Source organism: Methylobacterium terricola (assembly GCF_006151805.1).
Lineage (GTDB): Bacteria > Pseudomonadota > Alphaproteobacteria > Rhizobiales > Beijerinckiaceae > Methylobacterium > Methylobacterium terricola.
The window spans coordinates 134,306-160,432 of the sequence record NZ_VDDA01000015.1 but is presented as its reverse complement, the minus strand read 5'-3'; the positions used below and the strand labels follow the sequence as shown (position 1 = coordinate 160,432).

14 protein-coding genes and 1 pseudogene are annotated in these 26,127 nt (G+C 71.1%); 7 read left to right on the top strand and 8 right to left on the bottom strand.

Annotated elements, in window-relative coordinates; translation table 11 throughout:
- Both FF100_RS25365 and FF100_RS25360 read right to left on the bottom strand, forming a co-directional pair.
- Positions 1 to 7,614 (bottom strand): MBG domain-containing protein (locus FF100_RS25365; RefSeq protein ID WP_139038546.1); only part of this gene is annotated, 7,614 nt, incomplete at its 3' end.
- A 108-nt stretch (positions 7,615 to 7,722) separates the two neighbouring features.
- A complete protein-coding gene (locus tag FF100_RS25360) occupies positions 7,723 to 9,555 on the bottom strand; it encodes a ShlB/FhaC/HecB family hemolysin secretion/activation protein (RefSeq protein ID WP_139038545.1) in 1,833 nt (610 codons plus the stop codon).
- A 632-nt stretch (positions 9,556 to 10,187) separates the two neighbouring features.
- Between FF100_RS25360 and FF100_RS25355 the strand changes: the two genes are divergently transcribed.
- Complete coding sequence (locus tag FF100_RS25355) at positions 10,188 to 11,195, top strand: helix-turn-helix domain-containing protein (RefSeq protein ID WP_171070322.1); 1,008 nt, start codon at positions 10,188 to 10,190, stop codon at positions 11,193 to 11,195.
- Between the two features lie 105 nt (positions 11,196 to 11,300).
- Here FF100_RS25355 and FF100_RS25350 read toward each other — a convergent pair whose 3' ends face one another.
- Complete coding sequence (locus FF100_RS25350; RefSeq protein ID WP_139038543.1) at positions 11,301 to 12,218, bottom strand: hypothetical protein; 918 nt, start codon at positions 12,216 to 12,218, stop codon at positions 11,301 to 11,303.
- Between the two features lie 318 nt (positions 12,219 to 12,536).
- Positions 12,537 to 13,484, bottom strand: a complete 948-nt coding sequence (locus FF100_RS25345) for a LysR family transcriptional regulator (protein ID WP_139038542.1) — start codon at positions 13,482 to 13,484, stop codon at positions 12,537 to 12,539.
- Between the two features lie 94 nt (positions 13,485 to 13,578).
- On the opposite strand from FF100_RS25345, the gene FF100_RS25340 reads away from it, so the two are divergent.
- The 3 genes from FF100_RS25340 to mmsB all read left to right on the top strand — a co-directional run bounded on the left by FF100_RS25340 (position 13,579) and on the right by mmsB (position 17,414).
- Entirely contained in the window at positions 13,579 to 15,078 is a 1,500-nt protein-coding gene (locus tag FF100_RS25340) for a CoA-acylating methylmalonate-semialdehyde dehydrogenase (RefSeq protein ID WP_139038541.1), read from the top strand.
- A 252-nt stretch (positions 15,079 to 15,330) separates the two neighbouring features.
- Positions 15,331 to 16,473 carry an acyl-CoA dehydrogenase family protein gene (locus FF100_RS25335; RefSeq protein ID WP_139038540.1) on the top strand — a complete coding sequence of 381 codons (1,143 nt, stop codon included), beginning with the start codon at positions 15,331 to 15,333 and terminating at the stop codon, positions 16,471 to 16,473.
- A gap of 53 nt (positions 16,474 to 16,526) precedes the next feature.
- Complete coding sequence (gene mmsB, locus FF100_RS25330; RefSeq protein ID WP_139038539.1) at positions 16,527 to 17,414, top strand: 3-hydroxyisobutyrate dehydrogenase; 888 nt, start codon at positions 16,527 to 16,529, stop codon at positions 17,412 to 17,414.
- Between the two features lie 6 nt (positions 17,415 to 17,420).
- On the opposite strand, the gene FF100_RS25325 is transcribed toward mmsB, so the two are convergent.
- The 3 genes from FF100_RS25325 to FF100_RS25315 all read right to left on the bottom strand — a co-directional run bounded on the left by FF100_RS25325 (position 17,421) and on the right by FF100_RS25315 (position 20,848).
- Positions 17,421 to 19,109, bottom strand: a complete 1,689-nt coding sequence (locus FF100_RS25325) for an FAD-dependent monooxygenase (protein ID WP_139038538.1) — start codon at positions 19,107 to 19,109, stop codon at positions 17,421 to 17,423.
- Positions 19,106 to 19,621, bottom strand: coding sequence for a MarR family winged helix-turn-helix transcriptional regulator (locus FF100_RS25320; RefSeq protein WP_246102344.1), 516 nt, complete (start codon positions 19,619 to 19,621; stop codon positions 19,106 to 19,108). The genes FF100_RS25325 and FF100_RS25320 overlap by 4 nt, the downstream gene beginning before the upstream one ends.
- Before the next feature lie 333 nt (positions 19,622 to 19,954).
- Complete coding sequence (locus FF100_RS25315; RefSeq protein WP_139038536.1) at positions 19,955 to 20,848, bottom strand: outer membrane protein; 894 nt, start codon at positions 20,846 to 20,848, stop codon at positions 19,955 to 19,957.
- A gap of 231 nt (positions 20,849 to 21,079) precedes the next feature.
- Between FF100_RS25315 and FF100_RS25310 the strand changes: the two genes are divergently transcribed.
- Positions 21,080 to 22,516 (top strand): cobyric acid synthase, encoded by a 1,437-nt coding sequence (locus tag FF100_RS25310; protein ID WP_139038558.1) that lies wholly within the window; start codon positions 21,080 to 21,082, stop codon positions 22,514 to 22,516.
- A gap of 52 nt (positions 22,517 to 22,568) precedes the next feature.
- Here the strand turns inward: FF100_RS25310 and FF100_RS25305 are convergent.
- Positions 22,569 to 23,201, bottom strand: a pseudogene (locus FF100_RS25305) (LysE family translocator).
- A gap of 252 nt (positions 23,202 to 23,453) precedes the next feature.
- On the opposite strand from FF100_RS25305, the gene FF100_RS25300 reads away from it, so the two are divergent.
- Both FF100_RS25300 and FF100_RS25295 read left to right on the top strand, forming a co-directional pair.
- Complete coding sequence (locus tag FF100_RS25300; protein ID WP_139038535.1) at positions 23,454 to 24,821, top strand: DUF1800 domain-containing protein; 1,368 nt, start codon at positions 23,454 to 23,456, stop codon at positions 24,819 to 24,821.
- A gap of 22 nt (positions 24,822 to 24,843) precedes the next feature.
- Positions 24,844 to 26,061, top strand: a complete 1,218-nt coding sequence (locus FF100_RS25295) for a DUF1501 domain-containing protein (RefSeq protein WP_139038534.1) — start codon at positions 24,844 to 24,846, stop codon at positions 26,059 to 26,061.
- Positions 26,062 to 26,127 lie beyond the last annotated feature (66 nt).

Sequence of the window (26,127 nt, the reverse complement as noted above, 5' to 3'; positions counted from 1 at the left end):
AAGGCCGCGCCCACCGACCGTGTAAGTCAGAGCCGGGTTGGTGTCGCCGTAGACGCGAGACTGAGTATCGGCCGTGACGGTGATCGGACGCGCAGTGACCGCCAGATCCGACCCAATGTACCTCACTGCATAGTTGCCGCTCGACGCCAGGCTGCCCTGGCCGATGCTGTAGGTGCCGACCGCGCTGTGTGCGTCGACCGTGGTGCTCAGCCCCCCGGAGAGGCTGTCGCCGTTGGCCAGACCCCTTCCGCCGACTTGGTAGGACAGGGTCGGGTTGACATCGCCGTAGACGCGGGATTGCGCATCCGCGGTAAGGGTCAGCGGCCGGGCGGTGACCGCCAGGTCGGCTCCGACGTAGCTCACTGCGTAGTTCGGCGAGGTCGCCAGGTTGCCCTGGCCGATGGCGTGGGTGCCGACGCTGCTGCTGGTGGCGGCGGTCGTTGTGAGGGCGCCGGAGAGGGCATCGCCGTTGACGAGGCCGCGCCCACCGACCGTGTAAGTCAGAGCCGGATTGGCGTCGCCGTACACGCGGGACTGGGCATCGGCCGTGACGGTCAGCGGTCGGGCGGTGACGACGAGGTCGGCTCCGACGTAGCTCACCGCGTAGTTCGGCGAGGCCGCCAGGTTGCCCTGGCCGATGGCGTAGGATCCGACGCTGCTGCCCGTGGCGGCGGTCGTTGTGAGCGCACCGGTGAGGGCATCGCCGTTGGCGAGGCCGCGCCCGGCGACGCGGAAGGACAGGGTCGGATTGGCGTCGCCGTAGACGCGGGATTGCGCGTCAGCCGTGACGGTGAGCGGCCGGGCGGTGACCGCCAGATCCGCCCCGACGTAGCTCACTGTGTAGTTCGGCGAGGCCGCTAGGCTGCCCTGGCCGATGCTGTATGTGCCGACGCTGCTGCCCGTGGCGGCGGTTGTTGTCATCGCGCCGGTGAGGGCATCGCCGTTGGCGAGGCCGCGCCCACCGACCGTGTAAGTCAGAGCCGGGTTGGTGTCGCCGTAGACGCGAGACTGAGTATCGGCCGTGACGGTGATCGGACGCGCAGTGACCGCCAGATCCGACCCAATGTACCTCACTGTATAGTTGCCGCTCGCCGCCAGGCTGCCCTGGCCGATGCTGTAGGTGCCGACCGCGCTGCGTGCGTCGGCGGCCGTGGTGCTCAGCCCCCCGGAGAGGCTGTCGCCGTTGGCTAGGCCCCTTCCCCCGACTTGGTAGGACAGGGTCGGGTTGGCCTCGCCGTAGACGCGGGACTGCGCGTCAGCCGTGAGGGCGATGGGCCGGGCCGTGACTGCCAGGTCGGCCCCGACGTAGCTCACTGTGTAGTTCGGCGAGGCCGCCAGGCTGCCCTGGCCGATGGCATAGGTGCCGACGCTGCTGCCGGTGGCGGCGGTCGTTGTGAGCGCACCGGTGAGGGCATCGCCGTTGACGAGACCGCGTCCACCGACCGTGTAAGTCAGAGCCGGGTTGGCGTCGCCGTAGATGCGGGATTGCGCATCCGCGGTGAGGGTCAGCGGCCGGGCGGTGACCGCCAGGTCGGCTCCGACGTAGCTCACCGCGTAGTTCGGCGAGGCCGCCAGGTTGCCCTGGCCGATGGCGTAGGTGCCGACGCTGCTGCCGGTGGCGGCGGTCGTTGTGAGGGCGCCGGTGAGGGCATCGCCGTTGACGAGACCGCGCCCATCGATCTTGTAGGACAGGACCGGATTGGCGTCGCCATAGACGCGCGACTGCGTGTCCGCTGTGATGGTCAAGGGCCGGGCGGTGACCGCCAGATCCGCCCCGACGTAGCTCATGGCGTAGTTGCCGCTCGCCGTTAGGTTGCCCTGGCCGATGCTATAGGTGCCGACGCTGCTGCCGGTGGCGGCGGTCGTTGTGAGCGCGCCGGTGAGGGCATCGCCGTTGACGAGGCCGCGCCCACGGACCGTGTAAGTCAGAGCCGGGTTGGCCTCGCCGTAGACGCGGGACTGCGCATCCGCGGTGACGGTGAGCGGCCGGGCGGTGACCGCCAGATCCGCCCCGACGTAGCTCACCGCGTAGTTCGGCGAGGCCGCCAGGTTGCCCTGGCCGATGGCATAGGTGCCGACGCTGCTGCTGGTGGCGGCGGTCGTTGTGAGGGCGCCGGTGAGGGCATCGCCGTTGACGAGGCCGCGTCCACCGACCGTGTAAGTCAGAGCCGGGTTGGCCTCGCCGTAGACGCGGGACTGAGCATCGGCCGTGAGGGTCAGCGGCCTGGCGGTGACCGTCAGGTCGGCCCCGACATAGTTCATCGCGTAGTTGCCGGTGGCCGCCAGGCTGCCCTGGCCGATACGATAGGCCCCGACCGCGCTACCAACATCGGTAGCCGTAGCCAGACTGCCCGAGAGCCGGTCACCGTTGGCCAGGCCCCCCCCGCCGACCTGATAGGTCAGAGCCGGATTGACGTCGCCATACACCCGAGACCGCGCGTCCGCCGTCACCGTCAACGGTCGCTGGCCGACCACGAGGTTGGCCCCGGTGTAGGCGAGGGCGTAGTTCGGGTTGGCGGCGGCGGTCAGCGAGCCTTGCGTGATGGCGTAGGTTCCGACATCCGAGGCGGCCGTGGCGGTACTAGCCAGGGTGCCCGACAGGGCCGCGCCTGCGCCGAGCGAGGTTGAGGTAAAGCTCAGGCTCGGGTTGGCGTCGCCGTAGAGGCGGGTCTGGCCTGTAGCGGTGACGGTCACCGGACGCGGGGCCACCACGATGCTGGCCCCGGTGTAGGTGAGGGCGTAGTTCGGATTGGCGACGGCGGTGAGCGAGCCCTGCGTGAGGGGGTAGCTTCCGATGTCCGACGTCGCCGCGGCCGTGGTGGCTAGAGTGCCGGATAGGGCTGCGCCAGCGCCGAGCGAGGTGTTGGCGAAAGTCAGCGGTGAATTGGCATCGCCGTAGAGGCGGTTCTGGCCCGTGGCGGTGACCGTCACCGGGCGCTGGGCGACCGTGAGGTTAGCCCCCGCATAGGTCAGAGCGTAGTTCGGGTTGGCGGCGGCGGTCAGCGTGCCCTGGGTGATGGCGTAGCTGCCCACGTCCGAGGTGGCCGTGGCAGCCGTCGCGAGCGTGCCCGACAGGGCCGCACCTGCGCCGAGCGAGGTCGAGGTGAAGCTCAAGCTCGGATTGGCATCGCCGTAGAGGCGGGACTGACCTGTGGCGGTGATCGTGACCGGGCGCTGAGCCACCACGAGGTTAGCCCCCGCATAGGTCAGGGCGTAGTTCGGGTTGGCAGCGGCGGTCAGCGTGCCCTGGGTGATGGCGTAGCTGCCCACGTCCGAGGTGGCGGTGGCGCTCGTCGCGAGCGTGCCCGACAAGGCCGCACCTGCGCCGAGCGAGGTCGAGGTGAAGCTCAGGCTCGGATTGGCATCGCCGTAGAGGCGGGACTGGCCCGTGGCGGTGACCGTCACCGGGCGCTGGGCCACCACGAGGTTGGCCCCGGCGTAGGTGATGGCGTAGTTCGGGTTGGTGGCCGCGGTCAGCGAACCCTGAGTGATCGCGTAGCTGCCGATATTCGAGGTCGCCGTGGCAGCCGTCGCGAGCGTGCCCGACAAGGCAGCGCCTGCACCGAGTGACGTGGTCGTGAAGGTCAGCGGCGCGTTGGCTTCGCCGTAGAGGCGGCCTTGCGTGTCGGCCGTCACTGTCACCGGGCGCGGGTCGATGGTCAGCGAGCCGGGCAAATAAAGGACGCGATAAGTGTTGCCGGTCACGGCGGCGCCCGATGCCGTGGCGGCGTAGGTGCCGACATTCGACGTCGCCGTCGCACTCGTGGTCAGGCTGCCGAGCGTCGTCACGAAGTCGCCGGGCCGCACCCCGGAATAGGAAGCGATCAAACCCGGATTGGCGTCGCCGTAGGCGCGGCTGGTGGTCGGCGTGACGGTGAGGACGCGCGAGAGGCTGGCAAGCTGCGGGTAGTAGGCGGTGCCCTGGCCGCCCTGGCCGGCCTGGTTGGGCGGCGTCCAGCCGTTGGTGAAGTCGAACCCGGCGAAGTTCGTCTGGAAGGCGGCGAGATCCTGCATCTGCGCCGTGGTGCGGCCTGCGGTTCCGGCCAAGGCGCCGCTCACGGTGCCGGCGGCATTCGCCTGCAGGGTCGTCTGGGTGTCCCAGTAGGCGGCGCTCAGCGGGCTGCCCAGTTCGCCGATCAGGCCGCCCGCGTAGAAGGCGGTGCCGCCCACGGGGCCGGTGGCGTAGACTTGGCTGACCGTGCCGTCGCTATGGCCGATCAGGCCGCCGACGCTGTAGCTGTTGCCGGTGACGCTGCCGGTGGCGTAGGACTGGCTGATCGTCCCGTTGTTGTAGCCGACCAGCCCGCCGACGTAGTCGCCGGGGCTGGTGACGCTGCCGGCGGCGAAGGATCGGGTGATCGTGCCGCCGACGTTGCCGCCCGACAATCCACCCACGGAGCCGCCGCCCCCGCCCCCGAGGGTGCTGACGACGGTGCCGTCGGCGGAGGCTTGATCGACGCGGCCGTTCCTGATCACTCCGATCATCCCGCCGATATCGCTGAAGCCACCGGTGATGCTGCTGCCGGTCAGGCCGAGCCGGCTCACGCTGCCGCCATCGAGAAGTCCGATCAGGCCGATCGTGCTCTCGCTCGGCCGGTTGATCGTCAGGCCGCTGATCGTGCGCGCCGCCCCGTCCAGGCTGCCGGTGAAGCCGTTGCCGCCCGTCCCGACCGGCACGAAGCCGCCCGCTCCGAAGATGCCGGGCGACGCTTCCGTGCTGTTCGTCGCGCTCGCATCGATGTTGGCCGTCAGGCGGTAGGTGCCCGACAGGTTCACGCCCATCAGCTGCAGCTGGTGCAGGTTCGACACCGCGATCACGCCGTTCGCGTCGGCCGCGGCGGCCTCGCTGCGCAGGATCGGCCGCAGGTCGCGGGCCTGGTACCAGACGGTGCCGAAGTCGAAGTTCTGGCTGGAATCGTTGGCGTTGGTGTAGCCGGCCTGGCTGCGCGCCTGGGCCGAGGTCAGAGCGGTGGCCCCCGCTACGGCACCGCTGCCGGTGGCGCTCGAGCGGCCGGTGCTCTGCGTGTCCCAGTAGGTCGCGCTCAGCGTGCCGCCGCCGTAATAGCCGATCAGGCCGCCGATGCTGTTGCCGGAACCGGAGACGGGGCCGGTGGCGTAGGCCTGGCTGACGTCGCTGTTGCTGTAGCCGACGAGGCCACCCACGGAGTTGCGGCCGCTGACGCTTCCGGTGGCATAGGCCCGGTCGATCGTGCCGGAGACGTTGGAGCCGACCAGCCCACCGGTGCTGTCGACGCCGTTGACGCTGCCGGTAGCGTAGGATTGACGGAGGATGCCGTTGTTGCCGCCGACGAGACCGCCCGCGTCGGAGAAGGTGCTGGTCACGCTGGCGGTGGCATAGGCCTGGCTGACCGTGCCGGCATTCTGGCCGATCAGCCCGCCCACGTAGTAGCGGCCTGTGACGCTGCCGCCGACGATGCCGATGTTCGAGACCGTCGCGCCGGCGGCAAGATAGCCGAACAGCCCGACATGGTTCTGGCTCGGTCGGGCAATGGTCAAGCCCCCGATCGCGAATCCCGCCCCGTCGAGGCTGCCGGTGAAGGCCGCGCCGTCCTTGCCGACCGGGCTGAAGCCCAGGCCGCCGTTCCAGCCGGCCGTGCCGGATGCGTCGATGGCGCCGGCGAGCCGGTAGGAGGCGGCGCGGGTGGTGGCCGAGGTCCCCATGCCCTGCACGCCGTAGATGTCGGCGAGCCGATAGGGATCGGCGGAGGTGCCCGCGCCCCCCGCCACCCGCAGGAAGCTCGCGCCGTCGGCCACCCGGAAGTCGCCCGTCGCGAAGGCGGGCAGCGTGGCCGTGTTCTGCGCCCAGGTGCCCGAGGCGAGGGTGAAACGGGCGACGGAGATGTCGGCGGTGGCCGTCGAGGTGCCGGTGCCGGCCGCGATCGTCAGCCCGCCCGCCGGCGCGGTCACGCTGCCGTTGAGCGTCACGGCGCCGGCCGCCTGCAGCGTCAGCGTCGCGCCGGTGTTCCAGGACAGGGGCGTGCCGGCGGCGAGCGTGATCGTGCCGGCCTGCGATCCGCCCGTCCCGGTCGAGACCGTGACGTTGGCTCGCCCGAGCGCGGTCAGCAGCGTGGTGCTGTTGATCACGCTGTCGGTGCCGGTGGCGGTGAAGCCTGCCTGGTTGGTGTCGGTGCCGGACGAGATCGTGATGTTGTAGGGGTCGAGCAGCAGCGTGCCGAGGCGGCCCCTCGCGGCGGTCAGGTCGGCGAAGCCCGCGTAGGCGAGCACGCCCTTCGAGGACACCTCGGCCTCGCCGCCATCCCCGCCAGCGGCCCCGCCGCGGGCCGAGATCGTGCCGGAGAACCGGGTCGCAAAATCCGACCACAGCACCACGTCGCCGCCCCGGCCGCGCCCGGTCGCGTCGGCCCGGACGACGCTGACGGCATCGACCTCCAGCGTGCGCGCATGCGCGAGCCCCCCGGCGCCCTGGCGGCCGCCGCCGATCCGCACCGTGCCGCCCCCGGTCGCCCCCGAGGCGTCGATCAGCGCCGAATGCAGTGACAGGTCCGGCGCCGTCGCCGTCACCCGGCCGCCAGGGCCGGTCGTGCCCTGCGCCAGCACCAGCCCCGACAGGTCCGCCGTCTCGCTCGCCTGCAGGCTCACCCGCCCGCCCCTGGCTCCCGAGGCGTCGATCCGCCCCGCCACGGCGAGATGGCGCCCGCCGGCCCGCACCCGGCCGCCGCTCTCCGCGCCGATGCCCGAGACGTCGAGCCGCGCCTTGGCGCCGATGGCCACCGCTCCATCGCCGCCCGAGAGCGTGATGCTGCCGTTCCGCCCCGAGACCGTGCGCGCCTCGACCGTGCCCGACAGGTTGACCGCCTGGCGCGCCATGTCCCGCGCGGCGGCCGCCGACAGCACCACGCTGCCGCCATCCGCCGAGATCGTGCCGGATTGAAAGACCAGCGCGCCGCGGCCCTTCGCGTTCGTCGGGACCTGGACCTGGAGGAAGCCGTCGCCCGACAGATCGAGCGTCGCCCGCTCGCCGGACCCTAAGCCCACCTTGCCCATCGGCACCGTGATCAGGCCGCTGTTCGAGACCCGGCCGCCGATCAGGGCCGCGTAGCCGCCGCGCCCCACCGTCACGGTGCCGTGGTTCGTCACCTTGGCCGAGGCGCCCGAGCCGCGGAACTGGCGCCGCCCGGCCTTGAAGTCCTCGTCCGCGATCCCGAGCGTCGAGGCGACGAAGCCGCCCCCGGCATTCACCTGGCCGGACCGCGTGATGGTGATGCCGTTCGGGTTGACGAGGTAGACCTGGCCGTTGGCGTTGAGCTGCCCGGCGATGGTCGAGGGCGTGTTTCCCGTCACCCGGTTGAGGATCGCCGATTGCGCGTCGGGCTGGCGGATGTCGACCCGGTTGCGACTCCCGATCGAGAAGCCCTGCCAGTTGACGATGGCCGACGGGCTCGATTGCGTGATCGTCATCGCGCCGCCCGTGGGCGTGCCGATCGTCACCCCGCCCGAGACGACGTGTGCACCGGTCGGCAAGCCTTGCCCGCCGGCCGGCAGGCCTTGGGCCCGGGCGGGCGCGACCCCGATCAGGGCCGTGGAGGCGAGCAGGAGGGTGAGGAGCGAGGAAGCGAGGCGGGCGACGGGCATCACGGCCGAATCCTTCGGAAACCCTGCGCGCCGTGACGGCTGCGACGGGGCGAAACAGGAAGACTGGGAGCGGGGGGAGGCGAGTGGCCGCGCGGCGGCGCGCCGCCGTCAGAATTGCAGCGCGACGCTGAAGGTCAGGCGGTTGTCGGTGGGCAGGCGGTCCGAGCGCGCGGACCGGCCGTACTCCACCGTCACCGCCGCGTTGGTGAAGCTGAAGCTCGGCGCCGCCGCGATGCGCAGGCCCACCCCGTAGGACAGGCCGCGCACCATCGGCCGTTCGAGCGCGGTCGGGAGCTGCTGGCGCACCAGGCCGTACGCCCCGAACCCGTACGGGCTCAGCACCACCGCCCCTGGCGTCTGGTCGGCCGGCGGCAGGCCGCTGCCCTGCAGGGCCGGGATCGACGGCAGGCCGAAGGGCAGGGTCACCGGCACGATGAAGGGAAACTGCAGCTCGCCCCGCGTGACGAAGCCCTCGTCGCCCTGGAGCAGGCCGGAATCGAAGGCCGACAGGCCCGACAGGTTGGCGATGCCGATCTGCTCGGAGCGGGCAAGCGCCTGGTTGAACGAGGTCTGGGCCCGGGCCCGGACGTCGAGCGTCAGGTGCTCGGCGAGCGGCTGGGTCAAGCTCAGTGCGGCTTCGAGCTTCTGGAACTCCGGCCGCGCGCCTTGGCGGGACAAGGCCGGCAGGGTCGCGCCGAGGGGCGGGGCGTTCCGCGCGCCGAGCCCGTCGAGGCCGAACGAGGCGCCGAGCCGGCCGGTGAGCACACCCTCGGTGGGCAGGAACCACAGGAGGTCGGTGGCGCCACGGGCGACGCGCAGCCGATCGAGGGAGAACGGTGCCTCGACCGGGACGCGGATGTTCACCCGCTCCTCTTGCGCGTCGAAGGCGGCCTCGGTGTTGAGGGTGAAGTCGCGCGAGCGCACCAGAGGGTAGCGCAGGCGGGCCGAATACCGTGAGAATTCCGAGGCGAAGCCGACCGTGCCCGGCAGCGCGCGCGGGGTGGTGCGGGTGTCGGTGGCCTCCAGCGTCAGCGTCAGGCCGTCGGTGCCGAGCGGCAGGATCAGGCCGGTGGCGAGCGCCCGGTTCCGTGGATCGGCGCCGAGAAAGGCGGCGCTGCCGCCGGTGATCGGCAGGCCGAAGGAGCGGACGTAGAGGACCTCGCCGTTGCCCGTCGGGGAGTTGAAGTCGAATCCCAGCGAGGCGGTGTAGCGCCCGAGGCTGTCGGCGAGCCCGTTGTCGATTCCGGTGAAGCCGGTCACCGCCTTGTAGCGGGCCTCGACGACGAGCACGCTGGCGCCCGCCGCCCGGCCCGGAGCGAGCGTGGAGCGCAGCACCGTGCCGGGTGTGTCGCCGGCGAGCAGCAGCTTGCGCTCGAGGAGGGTGAGCGTCAGGCCGCGGGTGCCGACGAGGGGGGCGAGGATGGCGGCGACGCGCCCGCGGATCTCCGGCGGAAGGGCCGAGACGTCGATGCGCTCGACGATCCCGTCGACGACGAGGAGGCGGACGTCGCCGTCGTCGCGCAGCTGCTGGGTGGGGAGAACGACGCGCACGAGAGCGAAGCCGGCGGCGGCGTAGGCCTGTTCGAGCTCGCGGGCGGCGGCGAAGATCTCGGCGGCGGAGACGGCACGTCCGGAGAGACGGGCCTGGAGGGCGTCGGTGAGGCCGGCGAGGGGGGGCAGTCCGCCCTGGACGTCGAGCCGTCGGACCCGGACGGAGAGGTTTTCGGCGCCGGCGGGCGCCTCCGGCCCCTGTCCTTCGGGGATGAGGATGGCGCCGCCCTGGCGCTGGAGCGGCGGGCTGAACCAGGGCGGGGTGATCTGCGAGGCGGTCTGGGCGCGCGCCGGTCCGGAGCCCAAGGCGGCGAGCACGCCGAGGCAGGCACCACCGACGTGCCATGCCCAGCCCGGCCTTCCGCCGCGCCGCCGGCTCCGCTCGTCCATCTGTTCCACTCTGATCGGCACGCGACCCACCACCTTTCCAGCTTAGATCAGGCCGTCGCCTGCCTCACGTCGCAAAAAATGTGATAACAATGGTTAACAAATGGTTAACAAGGATTATTTTCGAAGATGTATGGCGCTGAGCATACCTATATATCGTCGATAATATAATATCTATCATCATATATTAACTTAATGTCATGCGTATTTATTCTTTAATAAATTTCTTGCATAGTTTTATTTGAGCGCGAACGCGCGCATGAGCGACCATTCACATGTGTTGATTGATAGGTTTATTTGCTTTGTCTGTGGGACATCACAGATGGTGCTCATGACGTGCCGACACCGTCACGCACGCCAGCCCATGACGCTTCATAGCTGAACAATAGACGCTGGAACTCACAGCGCGTCTCAATCTGTGTGCACATCGTCTCACCACAGGCGGTCGGCCGACGATAAATTCGTCGCAAATTTTGTCAGACCATTCCGTTGCGTGAGGGGAGGAGCCTCGATATCGTTGCGTCAATCTCGATCACGCAAGTACAGGCTGCGGAACATGCAGATGGCCCTCGTCCCGCGGATGCGCGGAAGAGGCTGGGTCGCTCATGGCCGCCGTCGCAGTCGAAGACCCCCCTATGACCTCTGATATTCCGGTGGATCGGTTTGTTTCCAATGACGATCCAGCCGAATCCTGGAAATCATGGAAGGAGCACATCGATCCGGTCTTCGAGGTAGGATCGCTGCCGGACACGCATGTCGGGCCGTCGGTGACGATGCAGAGCTACAATCTCGGCACCGTTCTGGTCGGCGAGATCTCGGCGCCGGCGCAGACGCTCGAGCGGACGTCCCGCAAGGCCGCGGTCCAGGGCCTGGATCACGTGCTGATCCAGTTCTACGAGAACGGCAGCAGCCTGATCCGGACGGACCGGTCGGAGGTCACGGTGCGCCCGTCCGATTTCGTGGTCTACGACTTGTCGCAGTCCGTCATGGTCTCCTCGTCCGCGGTGACGGCGACCAACATCCTGCTCCCCCGCGCGCTGCTCGGGAATCGCAGCGGTCTCGTGAGCGCCCTCCACGGCAGCGTGTTCAACACCACGCAGGACAAGGGGGCGGAACTCTTCGCCTTTTACTTGCGGAGGCTGGTGGCGAGTTGCGACGGCCTGAACGCCCACCAGGCCCCGAACCTCGCGGAGGCGGCGGCCTCGCTCTGCGCCACGGCCCTTCCGAGCTGGGCGGTGGACGGCGTCGCCGAGCGGCGCGTCAGCCTCAAGGTGCGGGCCTTCATCCAGGACAACCTCGGCGTCCCCGAGCTGGGGCCGGAGATGATCTGCGCCCGCTTCGGTCTGTCGCGGGCGACGTTGTATCGCCAGTTCGCCGCGGATGACGGCGTGCAGAACTACATCCGCAACCGCCGGCTCTCCCAGGCGATGCGGCTCCTGACCGAGCCGGCCGAGGACGGGCGTCCGCGCATCTCCAGCGTCGCCTACGCCGCGGGCTTCTCGGACGAGCGGAGCTTCAGCCGCGCCTTCAAGCGGCGTTTCGGCTGCCTGCCCCGGGATGCGGCCGCGGAGCGGGCCGCCGGATCGCCCCGCGTGCAGCCCGACGATACGCTCGGCGACTGGATCCAGCAGCTCGGCCTGTGAGCCTGCGCCCCGGCCAAGACGGGCCGGGACGGCATCGCGGGTATCGTCGGCGGGGTCATTCGGGAGTGTCGCGCGCGGCACCGGGTGCGGCGACCGGCGCCCCGCTCATCCGGGGGGCGGCTTGTCGGGATCCACTCCCATGCGCATCAGCGCCATGCGGTAGGTCAGGTCATGCGACGACAGCGTGTCGGCGATGAAGCGGTCGACGGTGGCGAGCCCCCGCGGCGTCAGGCGCACCGCCTTGCGGTTCGGGCTGGCCCATTCGAGGAGGCCGGCCGCTTCCGCCCCCGTCAGGACGTTGCGGAGATGCGAGCGCGACACCCCGTAACCCTCCCTCAGGACATCGAGGCCGGCCACGGCCTTGGGTTGGCCGTCCTCGTGGTCGATCGCCAGATGCATCAGGACATTCGTGCCGTGATACATGCCGTGGAACGGCAGCATGTCGCGATTCTCGGCGAGGAAGCGGCCGATGACGTCGAACACCGTCAGCGAAGCAGCGGCCTGCGCTTTCTGGAAGCCGGGATCCTGAACCAGGGCGAAGCCGTAGCCGGGCACCGGGTAGAGGGCGTCGAGCACGCCGTAATAGGACGCCCGCACCGCCCTCTCCCAGGCCAGCAGCGTCTCGGTGGGGCGCAGGAGCCGCAGGCGCCCGTCCGCCTCCGGCCGTTCCATGACGACGTATCCCGTCTCCACGAGGCGGGCCACGAAATCGTCGATCTGCCGTGAGCTGGACAGGTCCAGGGTCGCGAAGGACTGCTTGAGCCGCGTCAGGGTCGGCCAGGTTGCGCGATCGGCCGGATCGAACGCCGCGTGCAGGCAGATGATCGCGCCGAGGGCGGCCGCTCGATACACCGTGCTCTGCCAGCCCCCGGGAAAGACGGCGATCCGATACCGCGACGTGGTGTCGGCGACGTAGCGTCGGCGCATGCCGACGAAACCCGGATGAGCCAGAACCTCTCCCGTGGTGCGGTGGGCGATCTCCGGGACGAAGCGCCGGAACAACGCGGGATCGATGCCTGTCATGGCGTCATCGAAGCAGCCCTGAGTGTCTCGTAGACCCGCTGTCACACCCATACCTGCTGACATGTCGGCGAGAGGGGCAACGCCCAGCCCATCCACCCGCCGAGTATGTCTCGCCTGGGCAGCGCGATAAAGCATCGTTCCTTTTCAGATTGTGGACAAACGACAGGCTGTCGCTCCGTCCTGTCCGCTAGGGCATCCGGCGAGGAATGAGGTCGAGACCGCATCGAAAGTTCGCCAGGGATGTCGATTTGCTATCGCCGCCGACGGATCGCCCGGGCTCGAAAGCTGCCCCTCAGGCACCGGCAAGCCGAGCGCGCTTCATCCTCGACCCTTAATCCTCGACCCTTGCCCGACCGCTGCGAACAACCCCCGCTCCGCCTCCACCACCGCGTAGATGTGCTCCGCCACCGCCCGGATGCGGGCGAGGTCGCGGCTGTCGGCATGCATCATCAGCCAGAAGCTGCGGATGAGCGTGATCTCTGCCGGCAGCACGCAGGCCAGATCGGGCCGTCCGGCCGCCATGAAGCAGGGCAACACCGCGAGGCCGAGACCCGCAACTGTCGCCTGGAGCTGGGCATTGAGGTTGGCGCTGCGCAGGCGGGCGCCCGCTCCCGGGGCGATCTGGTGGAGGTAGTCGAGCTCCGGCGAGTAGAGCAGTTCGTCGATGTAGCCGATGAAGCGATGCCCGCCGAGGTCGCCCCGGCTCCCGATCGGCGGGTGCCGCGCGAGGTAGGACGGAGCGGCGTAGAGCTTGAGCGCGTAGTCGGTGAGCTTGCGCCCGACGATGCGTCCCTCCGGCGGCAGGCTCAGGCCGATGGCGATGTCGGCCTCGCGCTTCGAGAGGCTGAACAGGCGGGCGGTCGCCACCAGTTCGATGTCGAGCTCGGGATGGCGCTCGACCAGGCCGGCGAGGCGCGGCGCCAGGAAGGTGCTGCCGAAGCCGTCCGGCGCGCCGATCCGCACCGTGCCGACGAGCCGCGACCCCGCGCGGCCGACCGCCGCCTCGCCGTGGATGATCGCCGATTCGACCGTGTCGGCGGTCGCGACCAGCGCCAGCCCCGCTTGCGTCGCGGTATAGCCCGAGGCGCGGCGGTGGAAGAGCTTCTCGCCGAGGCGCCGTTCCAGGCGGTCGATGCGGCGGATCACGGTCGCGTGGTCGACCCCGAGCCGCCGCGCCGCCGCCGAGACCGTGCCGGCCCGGTGTACCGCGAGCACGAAGCGGTAATCGTCCCACACGTCGCCTTTTCCGCCCTCCGGTTCCTGCATCCGCGCACACCCGTTCCGCTCCCACGCCCCTTCCGCTATGGGGATCGCCAGGGCAAGGTGGCCCCCAACACAATCGATCCAGGGAGGATCCCTCATGGCGCGCAAAGTCGGGCACTTCATCGGCGGCGAGCACGTTCCCGGCCGCTCGGGCCGGTATTCCGACATCTATCAGCCGATGACCGGCGAGGTGATCGGGCGCCTGGCGCTGGCGAGTAAGGCCGAGATGCGCGCTGCCATCGAGAACGCCGCCAAGGCGCAGGTGGTCTGGGCCGCCACCAACCCGCAGCGCCGCGCACGGGTGATGATGCGCTTCCTCGACCTCGTCGCCCGCGAGATGGACAGCCTCGCCGACCTGCTCGCCCGCGAGCACGGCAAGACCATCCCGGACGCCAAGGGCGACATCCAGCGCGGCGTCGAGGTGGTGGAGTTCGCCTGCGGCATCCCGCACCTGCAGAAGGGCGAGTACACGGAGGGCGCCGGCCCCGGCATCGACATCTACTCGATGCGCCAGCCGCTGGGCGTGGTCGCCGGCATCACGCCGTTCAACTTCCCGGCGATGATCCCGATGTGGAAGTTCGCTCCCGCCATCGCCTGCGGCAACGCCTTCATCCTCAAGCCCTCGGAGCGCGATCCGGGCGTGCCGATGCGCTTGGCCGAGCTGATGATCGAGGCGGGCCTGCCGGCCGGCATCCTCAACGTCGTCAACGGCGACAAGGAGGCGGTCGACGCGATCCTCGACGACGACATCATCCAGGCGGTCGGCTTCGTCGGCTCCTCCGACATCGCCCAGTACGTCTATGCGCGGGCGACCGCGAGCGGCAAGCGCGCCCAGTGCTTCGGCGGTGCCAAGAACCACATGATCATCATGCCGGACGCCGACATGGACCAGGCCGTCGACGCCCTGATGGGCGCCGGCTTCGGCTCCGCCGGCGAGCGCTGCATGGCGGTGTCGGTGGCGGTGCCGGTCGGCGAGAAGACCGCCGACGCGCTGATGAGCAAGCTGATCCCGCGGGTCGAGAGCCTGAAGATCGGTCCCTCGACCGATCCGAGCGCCGATTACGGCCCGCTCGTCACCAGGGCGGCGCTGGAGCGGGTGCGCAACTACGTCGAGATCGGCGTCAACGAGGGCGCCAAGCTCGCGGTCGACGGCCGGGCCTTCAAGATGCAGGGCTACGAGAACGGCTTCTATATGGGCGGCTGCCTGTTCGACCACGTGACGCCGGAGATGCGGATCTACAAGGAGGAGATCTTCGGGCCGGTGCTGTCGGTGGTGCGGGCCAAGGACTACGCCGAGGCGCTGCGGCTCCCCAACGAGCACGAATACGGCAACGGCGTCGCGATCTTCACCCGCGACGGCGACGCCGCCCGCGACTTCGCCGCCAAGGTGCAGGTCGGCATGGTCGGCATCAACGTGCCGATCCCGGTGCCGCTGGCCTACTACACCTTCGGCGGCTGGAAGCGCTCGGGCTTCGGTGACCTCAACCAGCATGGCCCGGACGCGGTGCGCTTCTACACCAAGACCAAGACGGTGACGCAGCGCTGGCCGTCGGGTGTCAAGGAAGGTGCGCAGTTCTCGATGCCGGTGATGCAGTAGGGCTGTCCTTCCCTCTCCCGTGCGGCAGAGGGGCCTGGGGATCGACGATCCCGCGTGAGGGTGGCTCGGGGGCCGCAATGGCCCTGGATCATCGAGCGGCCTGGCTGAGCGCTCAGCGAGTCGCACGGGCGCGCGCCACCCTGCGCGATCGTCGATCGCCCCTACCCCTCTCCTGCTCGGGAGAGGGGATCCCGCGCCTCACGAGCGGCCGGGATTGGATCGAAGACAATCCGAACAGGAGGAAAAGCCGCCATGACCCTGTTCACCCTCCCCGAGGACCAGGTCGCCATCCGCGACATGGCGCGCAGCTTCGCGGCTGAGCGGATCGCGCCGCACGCCCTCGACTGGGACGAGCGCAAGCATTTCCCCCTCGACGTGCTGCGCGAGGCCGCCGGCCTCGGCATGGGCGGCATCTACATCGCGGAGGAGCATGGCGGCTCGGGGCTGACCCGGCTCGACGCCGCCCTGATCTTCGAGGCCCTGAGCCTCGGCTGCCCGACGGTGGCGGCGTTCCTGTCGATCCACAACATGGCCGCCTGGATGATCGACAAGTTCGGCTCCGCGGCCCAGCGCGAGCGCTTCCTGCCGTCGCTCTGCCGGATGGACACGGTCGCGGCCTATTGCCTGACCGAGCCGGGCTCGGGCTCGGACGCCGCGGCGCTCCGCACCACCGCCAGGCTGGAGGGCGACCATTACGTCCTCAACGGCGCCAAGCAGTTCATCTCGGGCGCCGGCGCGGCCGATCTCTACGTGACGATGGTGCGCACCGGCGAGGCGGGGCCGAAGGGCATCTCGACCCTGGTGGTGCCGTCCGACGCGCCGGGCCTGTCCTTCGGGCCGAACGAGCGCAAGATGGGCTGGAACGCCCAGCCGACCCGGGCGGTGATCTTCGAGGAATGCCGGGTCCCGGTCGAGAACCGCCTCGGAGCGGAGGGGATCGGCTTTCGCATCGCCATGGCGGGGCTCGATGGCGGCCGGCTCAACATCGGCGCCTGCTCGCTCGGCGGGGCGCAAGGAGCTCTCGACAAGAGCCTCGCCTACATGGCCGAGCGCCGGGCCTTCGGGAAGCGCCTCGACCAGTTCCAGGCGCTGCAATTCCGCCTCGCCGACATGGCGACCGAGCTCGAGGCCGCCCGCGCGCTCCTCTACGGCGCCGCCGCCGCCCTCGACCGTGGCGACCCCGACGCGACCCAGCGCTCGGCGATGGCCAAGCGCTTCGCCACCGATACCGGCTTCCGGGTCGCCAACGAGGCGCTGCAGCTCCATGGCGGCTACGGCTACCTGTCGGAATACGGCGTCGAGAAGATCGTCCGCGACCTCCGGGTGCACCAGATCCTGGAGGGTACCAACGAGATCATGCGGGTGATCGTGGCGCGGGGGCTCGTCTCCGGCTGAGGATCGTGCCTCCCCATCGCAGACCTAGACGTCAACAGAGGAAACGCTGAGCCATGACGCAGATCGCCTTCCTGGGCCTCGGCAACATGGGCGGCCCGATGGCCGCCAACCTCGTCGCCGCCGGCTACGCGGTCACGGGCTTCGACCTGATGCCGGAGGCGCTCGACGCCGCCCGCGCCGCCGGGATCGCGGTCGCGGCGAGCGCCGAGGCCGCGGTCGAGGGGGCCGAAATCGTCGTCACCATGCTGCCGGCCGGGCGTCACGTCCTCGCGGTCTACGACGCGGTTCTGCCGCACGTGGCCGAGGGCGTGCTGCTGATCGACTGCTCGACCATCGACGTCGCCAGCGCCCGAGCCGCCCACGACAAGGCACGCGGCCGCGGGCTGGCGAGCCTCGACGCCCCGGTCTCGGGCGGCGTCGGCGGGGCCAAGGCCGCGACCCTGACCTTCATGGCGGGGGGCGCCCCGGACGCCTTCGCCCGCGCCGAGCCGATCCTGGCGAGGATGGGCCGCAAAATCGTGCATTGCGGCGAGGCCGGTGCCGGCCAGGCGGCCAAGATCTGCAACAACATGATCCTCGGCATCTCGATGATCGGCGTCGCCGAGGCCTTCGTGCTGGCGGAAAAGCTCGGCCTGTCGCACCAGGCCCTGTTCGATGTCGCCTCGACCTCGTCGGGCCAGTGCTGGTCGCTCACCACCTACTGCCCGGTCCCGGGCCCGGTCCCGGCCTCGCCGGCCAACAACGACTACAAGCCCGGCTTCGCCGCCGCCCTGATGCTGAAGGACCTGCGCCTGTCGCAGGAGGCGGCCGCGAGTGCCAGCGCCGCGACGCCGCTCGGCGCGCAGGCCGAGGCGATCTACGCCGCCTTCGAGGCGGCGGGGCAGGGCGGCACCGACTTCTCCGGCATCATCCGCTCCTTACGCGAGGCGGCACGGGAGTAGGTCCGGTCACGCGGCGTCCGGCGCGCCGAAGACCCGCCGTGCATAGGCCGCCAGGGCCTCGCTCCCGTCGGCGTCGTCCCGGAAGGCGATGTGCCCGTCGGGGCGTACCAGCACGAGGGCCGGCCGGCCCTCCAGCCCGTAGGCGCCGTGCGCCTTGCCGTCCATGTCCGACAGGATCGGCACCTCCGCACCGTCGAGCAGCGGGCCGGCGAGCACCAGGCGCGGGCGGATCCACGGCCACGGCGCGGCGGCCCGGATCGCGTCGCGCAGGGCCGGATGCGCCTGTGCCGAGCGTCCGTCGAAGCACAGCAGCGCCCAGCCCGTCGTCCAGCCGTCCGGGTTGGCGAGGAACGGGAACAGCGCGGTCGTTTCACCGCGATGCGTCACCTCCGCGTCCGGGGCACGCTCGCCGGCCTTCGGCCCCGGGCGGAGCATCCGGGACAGCCCGGAAAGGCGGTCCTCGTTGAGGAGGCTCTTCGGGTAGGACACGCCCATCTGCTGCATGTCGTCGGTGCCCTGCAGCAGGGAGCCGAGATTCGGCAGGGCCTTGGCGGCGAGCCCGAGCACCGTGTCGGTGACCGCGCCGCGATAGACGGTCCAGCGGAAGCCGCGCGCCTGCTGGGCGCTCAGCCGGGCGTGCTCGCCCCCGCGCTCGCCATCATAGGAGTCGAGGATCACGGGGGCCGCCTGCCCGCGCAGGGCCATGGCGAGCCGCCACGCGATCTCGACCGCGTCGTGCAGTCCGGCATTCATGCCCTGGCCGCCGATCGGCAGCGACAGGTGCCCGGCATCGCCGGCCAGGAACACCCGGTCCCGCGCATAGGCCGGCGCGACGCCGTACTGGAAGCGGCTGTGGGTGAGCCATTGCGGATCGGTGAGGGTCAGGGTTTCGTCGCCGGTGACCGTGCGGGCGAGCGCCTGGATCTCGTCGAGCGTCGGGTCGCGGTCCGGCACGCCGGTATCGTCGGCGAGGAAGAACAGGCGGTGGTAGCCGCCCCAGACCGGCATGATCCCGGCAAATCCCCGTTCGTAGTAGAAGAACCACAGCTGGTCGGGTGTCTCCGATCGCCGCCAGGACAGTTTCGCATCGACCTGCCGGTTCATGCAGTGCTCGAACCGCTCAGGCTCGAAATCCAGCCCCAGCCGGGGGCGGATCGTGCTCTTGGCACCGTCCGCCGCGACGAGGTAGCGGGCGCGCCGTCGCTCCTCCGGTCCGCTCTCGCCGCGCCGGAGCACCACCGTGACGCCCGTCTCGTCCTGGACGAGGTCGGTCACCGTGACGCCGCGCTCGATCCGCCCGCCCCGCTCCTCGAACGTCCCCGCGAGCGTCCGCTCGATCACGTCCTGGCCACTGTAGAGGACCTGCGGATAGGGGCTGGCGACGTCGGCGATGGGGATCGGGCTCGTCGGCGTGCCGTCGACGAAGAAGTTGAGGGTGTGGACCGGGTAGGCGTTCTTCGCGAGGGCGTCGCGCAGGCCGATCCCGGCGAGGAGCTCCTGCGGCCGCGCCCACAGGTTGTTGGCGCGCGAATACGCCTTGATCTCCGTGCGCTCTTCCAGGAGCAGGCACGCGACGCCGTGATGGCGCAAGCCGCACCCGGTCGTCAGGCCGACCGGACCGGCGCCGACCACGATCACGTCGGCATCGAAGCCTGGCGGAGCGTCCAGGCCGTGCAGGGAATCCGGGTCGCTCATGCCTCGATCTCCTGTCGGGTCGCGGTGGCGAGGGCGGCGATGTGCGCGTGCGACGCTTCGATCCGCTCCTGCAGCCGGCGCAGCACAGCGACGGCGGCGGCGATGGCGTCCGGGGAGAGGCCGTCGGTCAGCGCATCGGCCCAGAGGTCCTTGCGGGCGATCGCCTGCCGGTAGGCGGCCTCGCCGCGCGGGGTCATCGCCACCAGGGCGGCGCGGCGGTGATGCGGATTGGGCTCGAGACGGACCAGACCCTCCGCCTGCATGTCGTCGACGACGCGCTGCACCGACTGCCGGGCGAGGCCCATGTTGCGGGCGATGTGGGCGACCGGCAGCGGCGCCGGGGCCAGCGCGATGGCGCCGAGCACCTGCCAGCGGGCGCTGGTCAGCCCGAGATCCTGGACCAGCGCGTCGCCGGCCTCGATCAGGCCGCCGTTGAGGCGGAACACCGCGAGGGCGAGATCCGAGAAGGCGTCGCGGGCTGCGGGCAGATCGGCGTGCGGGTCGGATGACAAGGTCGGTCCCATTCTTGAGCGGGCTGTCGAATTGACAGTAAGCTGTCGAACAGGATGGCAACGAGCAGTCGGGCGATCGGTTCCGGGCGTGAGGCATCATCCGACGAACCGAGAGGGTTGCGTCGAAGCGTTGCCTCAGCGGCGCCCACCCATGATGGACCGAGGGCCGCCGAGCGGAATCTGGAAGTTCGGCTCTCCCGGCGGTCGCCCGGGGAAACCGAGCGAGCGATCGACGGCACGACGAAAAACGGCCGCCGGGCTTGCACCCGACGACCGTCCAAGAGGGGCGGGCCTTCGACAGGCCCGCCGATGCGGCTCAGCCGATCCGATGGATCAGAGGCCGTTGAACTTGTAGCTGAACCCGGCGCGGACCAGGTTGCCCTCGGTGGTGAAGCGCGAGGTGTAGGAGCCGCGGGGCGGGGCGCCGGCGGCCGGCGTGAAGCCGGTGTTGTTCACCAGCACGTTGCGGCTGCCGAGGTCGTAGTGCAGGTACTCGGCCTTGATCGTCACCGCCTGGGACTGAATGCCCAGCAGGCCCAGCAGGCTGTAGCGGGCCAGGAACGAGTCGGTCGGCAGGGCGTACTCGATGCCGCCGCCATAGGCGTAGCCGGTCGCGATGTCGTTGTAGCGGCCGGCATAGGCCAGGGCGCCGCTGCCGGTGTAGAAGTTGGCGCGGTAATCGACGCCGCCATAGGCGAAGCCGCCCATGCCGTAGACGAAGAGGCGGTCGAAGGCGTAGCCGGCGCGGCCGACGACGGTGCCGAGCCAGGACAGCTCCTGACGGAAGGCGCTCGGGTCGGGGATGAAGTTGTTCGCGACGAGCTGCGGGCCGAGATAGAAGGTGTTCTTGTGGATGTCGGTCCAGGCCCAGTCGGCCTGGAGGCCGACGACGAAGCCCGAGCCGGGCGTGAACTGGTAGTTGTAGCCGAAGCCGCCGCCGATGTTGGCCAGCCCGTCCTGCTCGTTGCGCACCACCGGCGGGCGACGCAGGGTCGCGACGTTGCCGATCGTGTTGGTCGGCGTCACGTCGTTGCCGATCGTGGTGATGCGCTGGCGGTCAGTGAAGGTGTAGTCGGTGTGCAGGCCGGCATAGAAGCCGGTCCAGGTGAAGACCGGCACTGCGGTGAAGACCGGCGGCGGGGCGACCCGGCGCGGCAGGTCGGCGGCGGAGGCCGCTCCGGCGAGGAGCGACGTCGCGGCGCCGGCAAGCATGAGCTTCTTGATCACTGGATTACGCCCCGGTTGAACGGATATATGGCAAAACCGTAGCTTCACCGTGGCCGCCCGCCTATGACCGCCGCGCCACACCCGGCGGCCGACCGTCACGGTTTCTGGATTTTTTCCGTGCGCCGCCACCCAGTCCCGGCAAGAACGGCCGGCGCGAGCGGCCCGCCACCCCCGATTCGCCACCCCCGAGGATCCATGCCCGCACGAGACGCGTCGAGGCCCCGCGCCCTGATGATCCAGGGGACCGGCTCGGATGTCGGCAAGTCGCTGATCGTCGCCGGCCTCGCCCGGGTCTTCGCGCGGCGCGGCCTGCGGGTGCGGCCGTTCAAGCCGCAGAACATGTCGAACAACGCCGCCGTCACGACCGATGGCGGCGAGATCGGCCGCGCCCAGGCGCTCCAGGCCCGGGCCGCCGGCGTGCCGCCCTCCGTCCACATGAACCCGGTGCTGCTCAAGCCCCAGAGCGAGATCGGCTCGCAGGTCGTGGTGCAGGGCCGGATGGTCGGCACGGCGCGGGCGCGGGAGTACCAGGACTGGAAGCCGCGGCTGCTCGCGGCGGTGGTCGAGAGCTTCGAGTTCCTCCGGGCGGAGGCCGACCTCGTGCTGGTCGAGGGCGCCGGCTCGGCCTCCGAGGTCAACCTGCGTCGGGGCGACATCGCCAATATGGGGTTCGCCCGCGCGACCGGCACGCCGGTGGTGCTCTTGGGCGACATCGACCGCGGCGGGGTGATCGCGAGCCTCGTCGGCACCAAGGCGGTGCTCGACCCGGAGGATGCCGCGCTGGTGCGGGGCTTCCTGGTCAACCGCTTCCGGGGCGATCCGTCCCTGTTCGCCGACGGCATGGCGCTGATCGCCGCCCGCACCGGCTGGGACTCCCTCGGGCTGATCCCGCACTTCCCCGACGCCGCGCGGCTGCCGGCGGAGGACGTGCTGGGCTTGAAGGGCGCCGAGCGGCCGGGGGGGAAGGTGGTGGCGGTGCCGGTCCTGCCGCGCATCGCCAATTTCGACGACCTCGACCCGCTGCGGGCCGAGCCGGGGGTGAGCGTGGTGCTGGTCGAGCCGGGACGGCCGATTCCCGCCGAGGCCGACCTCGTGCTGCTGCCGGGCTCGAAGACCACGATCCCCGACCTCGCCGTCCTGCGCGCGCAAGGGTGGGACATCGACATCCTGGCCCATCGCCGCCGCGGCGGGCGGGTGCTCGGCCTGTGCGGCGGCTACCAGATGCTCGGCACGACCTTGAGCGACCCGCAGGGCATCGAGGGCCCGCCCGGCACGGTGGCGGGCCTCGGCCTCCTCGACGTCGCGACGGTGCTGACCGCCGAGAAGCGGCTGGCGGCGGCGCGCGGCGTCAGCCTGCCGGACGAAACCCCGTTCACCGGCTACGAGATGCATGTCGGCGAGACCGCCGGGGCCGATACGGCTCGGCCGCTGCTGCGCCTCGCCGATGGCCGCCCCGACGGCGCGGTCTCGGCCGATGGCCTCGTCTGCGGCACCTACGTCCACGGCCTGTTCGCCGACGAGGCCCAGCGCGCCCTGTGGCTCGGCCGCCTCGGCGCCGCGCCGGGGCCGGAGGCCTACGAGGCGGTGATCGAGGGCGTGCTCGACCGCCTGGCGGACCATCTCGAGGCGCATGTCGATTGCGAGCGGTTGCTGGACCTGGCGGGTTAGGCCCGACAACCGGTGGTCGCGCCGCCGGGCGGGAGGATCGCCGACACCGAGTTCAGCGGCGGGCCTCCGTCGCCATCCGCACGGCGAGCGCGGCCAGCACCGTTCCCATCACCCATCGCTGGACCAAGGCGAAGGAGGGTTGCCGGGTCAGGAACGCCGCGATTGATCCAGCCGAAACCGCGATGATTGCGTTGACCAGAACGCTGATGACGATCTGCGTCGTGCCAAGCACGAGCGCTTGGCCCAGCACGCTCCCGGCCGCCGGATCGATGAATTGCGGCAGCAGCGACAGGTACATCACAGCAATCTTGGGATTGAGCAGGTTGGTCAGGAAGCCCATGGCGAACAGCCTGCGTGGGCTGTCCTTCGGAAGATCCTTGACTTGGAAGGGCGAGCGGCCACCGGGCCGAACGGCCTGCCATGCGAGCTACAGGAGGTAGAGAGCGCCGCCGATGCGGATCGCGTCGTAGGCATAAGGCACCGCAAGGACGAGCGCCGTGATGCCGAGAGCCGCGCACAGCATGTAGACGACGAAGCCGAGGGCCACGCCTCCGAGCGAGATGAGGCCTGCACGTCTGCCCTGGCAGAGGGAGCGCGAGATCAGGTAGATCATGTTCGATCCGGGCGTCAGGACCATGCCGAGTGCGATCGCCGCGAAAGCGAGGAAGTTGCTCAAGACGGGCATTGGCGTTCCCATGCAGGCGGATGCCCAGGCGCGCGGCGCTGTACCCTCGCGCTCCCCGATGGGTGCCGGTCCCGAGCGTCGATCACGTAGGGTTCCCCCACTCTATCGCCCTGGTCCGGGTCCGTCGAGGCACCCTCCCGCGTCGCTCGGCGACGACAACCTTACGAAAGTGTCATCTCCCGCTCAGCATCGGTTCAGCCCGCGCGGCGCGTCATGCTGTCCGCCGGCGGAGGGCCGGGGAAAGGGCGCACCATGACGGTCGATCCACGTCGGACGGCGCTCGCCCTCGGGCGGTTCGGGCTCGGCGCCCGGCCCGGCGACCTCGCCCGGGGGGAGCCGGTCGAGGAGGCGTTGCGCCGCGAAATCCTGGCCGGCACCGTTCCCCTGCCGAGCGGGCCCGACCTCGCCGCCACGCCGACGCTGCTCGCCGCCCTCCAGGCCGAGGAGCAGGTGCGCAAGCTCGCCCGGGAGGCTGGACCGGACGTCCCGATGCCGGCGGGCCCACCACCGCCGCCGATCCAGGAGCGCGTCTACCGGGCCGAGGTGGCGGCGCGGCTCGCCCTGGCGCAGGCCGCGCCGACCGGCTTCGTCGAGCGGCTGGTCTGGTTCTGGGCCAACCGCTTCACCGTCTCGGCGGTGCGGGGGTCGCAGCTGCGGGTCGGCGCCGGCGCCTTCGAGCGCGAGGCGATCCGCCCGCACGTGCTCGGGCGCTTCCGCGACCTGCTGCTCGCCGTCGCCACCCATCCGGCGATGCTGATCTACCTCGACAACGTCGCGTCCGTCGGCCCCAGCTCGCCGGCGGGCCAGCGCCGCGGAAAAGGCCTCAACGAGAATCTCGGCCGCGAACTCCTCGAGCTGCACACCCTTGGGGCCGATGGCGGCTACACCCAGGACGACGTGACGGCCCTCGCCCGGATCCTCACCGGCTGGTCGGTCCAGCGCGACGGCAATGCCGAGGGCCTGCCGGGCTCGACCGTCTTCCGGCGCGGCGCCCACGAGCCCGGCGCGGTGACGCTGATGGGCCGCACCTACCTCGACCTCGGGCCCGAGCAGCTGCGCCTGGCGCTCGACGACCTTGCGGGGCACCCGGCCACCGCCCGGCACGTCGCCCTGCGCCTCGCCCGCCACTTCGTCGCCGACGATCCGCCGCCGGCCCTGGTGGCGCGCCTGAGCCAGACCTTCCTCGACCAGGACGGCGACCTCGCCCGGCTGGCGCTCGCGCTGATCGACGCGCCGGAGGCCTGGGACCCGGTGCAGCGCAAGGTGCGCAGCCCGCAGGAATTCCTGGTGGCGGCGACGCGCGGGCTCGCCCTTCCCCCCGATCCCAGGGTGGTGATGGGGGCGCTTGCCAGCCTCGGCCAGCCGTTCTGGTCGGCGCCGGCCCCGAACGGCTATCCCGACGAGGCCGGCGCCTGGGCCTCGCCGGAGGGCCTGCGGACGCGGCTCGACGTCGCCGCCCGGGCGGGCCAGCTCGCCGCCGGCACCGATCCGGCCGCCTTCGCCGAGGCGGTGCTGGGGCCGCTCGCCACCGACGAGACCCGCACCGCCCTGCGCCGGGCCGAGAGCCGGGCGCAAGCCATCGCCCTCGTCCTGATGGCGCCTGAATTCCAGCGACGGTGAGCCGCGAGAGAGGGTGAGAGGCATGAGCGATCCCTGCGAGTTCCATCCGAGCCGCCGCGCGGTGCTCGGCACGGCCGGCGCCCTGTTCGCCTGGGGGGCGATTCCCCGCACGGCCTACGCGGCGCCGCGCGCCCGCGACGCCCGCCTCGTCGTGGTGGTGCTGCGCGGCGCCCTCGACGGGCTCTCGGCGGTGGCGCCGCTCGGCGACCCGGCCTACGCGGATCTCCGGCCCGGCATCGCGCTCACCCGCGACGGGACCGGCGCGGCGCTCCCCCTCGACGGCTTCTTCGCCCTGCACCCGGCCCTGCCGACCTTCGCCCGGCTCTACGCCGCCCGCCAGGCCCTCGTCGTCCATGCCGCCGCCACCGGCTACCGCGAGCGCTCGCATTTCGACGGGCAGGACGTGCTCGAGAGCGGCCAGCCCGGCCCCGGCCACACCGCCAGCGGCTGGCTCAACCGCCTCGTCGCCGCCCTGCCGGCGGGGGAGGGCATCCCGCCCCGCACGGCGCTCGGGGTCGGCGTCGTGCCGCCCCTGATCCTGCGCGGGCCGGCTCCCGTCCTCGGCTGGGCGCCGCCGCGCCTGCCGCGGGCGAGCGACGAGTTCGGCCGCCGGGTGCTCGGTCTCTACGAAGCCCGCGATCCGATGCTCGCGGCGGCCCTCGCCCACGGCCTCGACGTCGATGCGCTGGCGAAGGGCGGGCCGAAGGAGGCGGTGGCGAAGGACCCGGGGGGATTGCGGGGCCTGGCGGAAGGCGCCGCCCGGCTGATCGCCGCCGATGATGGCCCGCGCATCGCGGCGCTTGCCCTCGACGGCTGGGACACCCATGCCAACGAGGGCGGCGCCACCGGCCGCCTCGCCGGCCTGCTCGGCGGGCTCGACGGGGTGTTCGCCGCCTTCGCCGAGATCCTGGCGCCGCGCTGGCCCGACACCGCGATCCTGGTCGTCACCGAGTTCGGCCGCACCGCCCGGGTCAACGGCACCACCGGCACCGATCACGGCACCGGCACGGTGGCCTTCCTCCTCGGGGGCGCCATCCGCGGCGGCCGGGTGCTGGCCGACTGGCCGGGCCTCGGCCCGGCGCAGCTGCGCGACGGCCGCGACCTCGCCCCCACCACCGACGTGCGGGCGATCGCCAAGGGGCTGGCGGCGGACCTGTTCGGCCTGTCGCCGGCCGTGCTCGCCGGCCGCGTCTTCCCGGGCAGCGAGGGGGTGCGGCCGGTCGGCGGTCTGGTGGCGTAGGGCGCGACCTCGCCCTCCTCGCCCGCATCATTCCTGTGCATGCGACAGCCTTGGCCCGGACCCGCC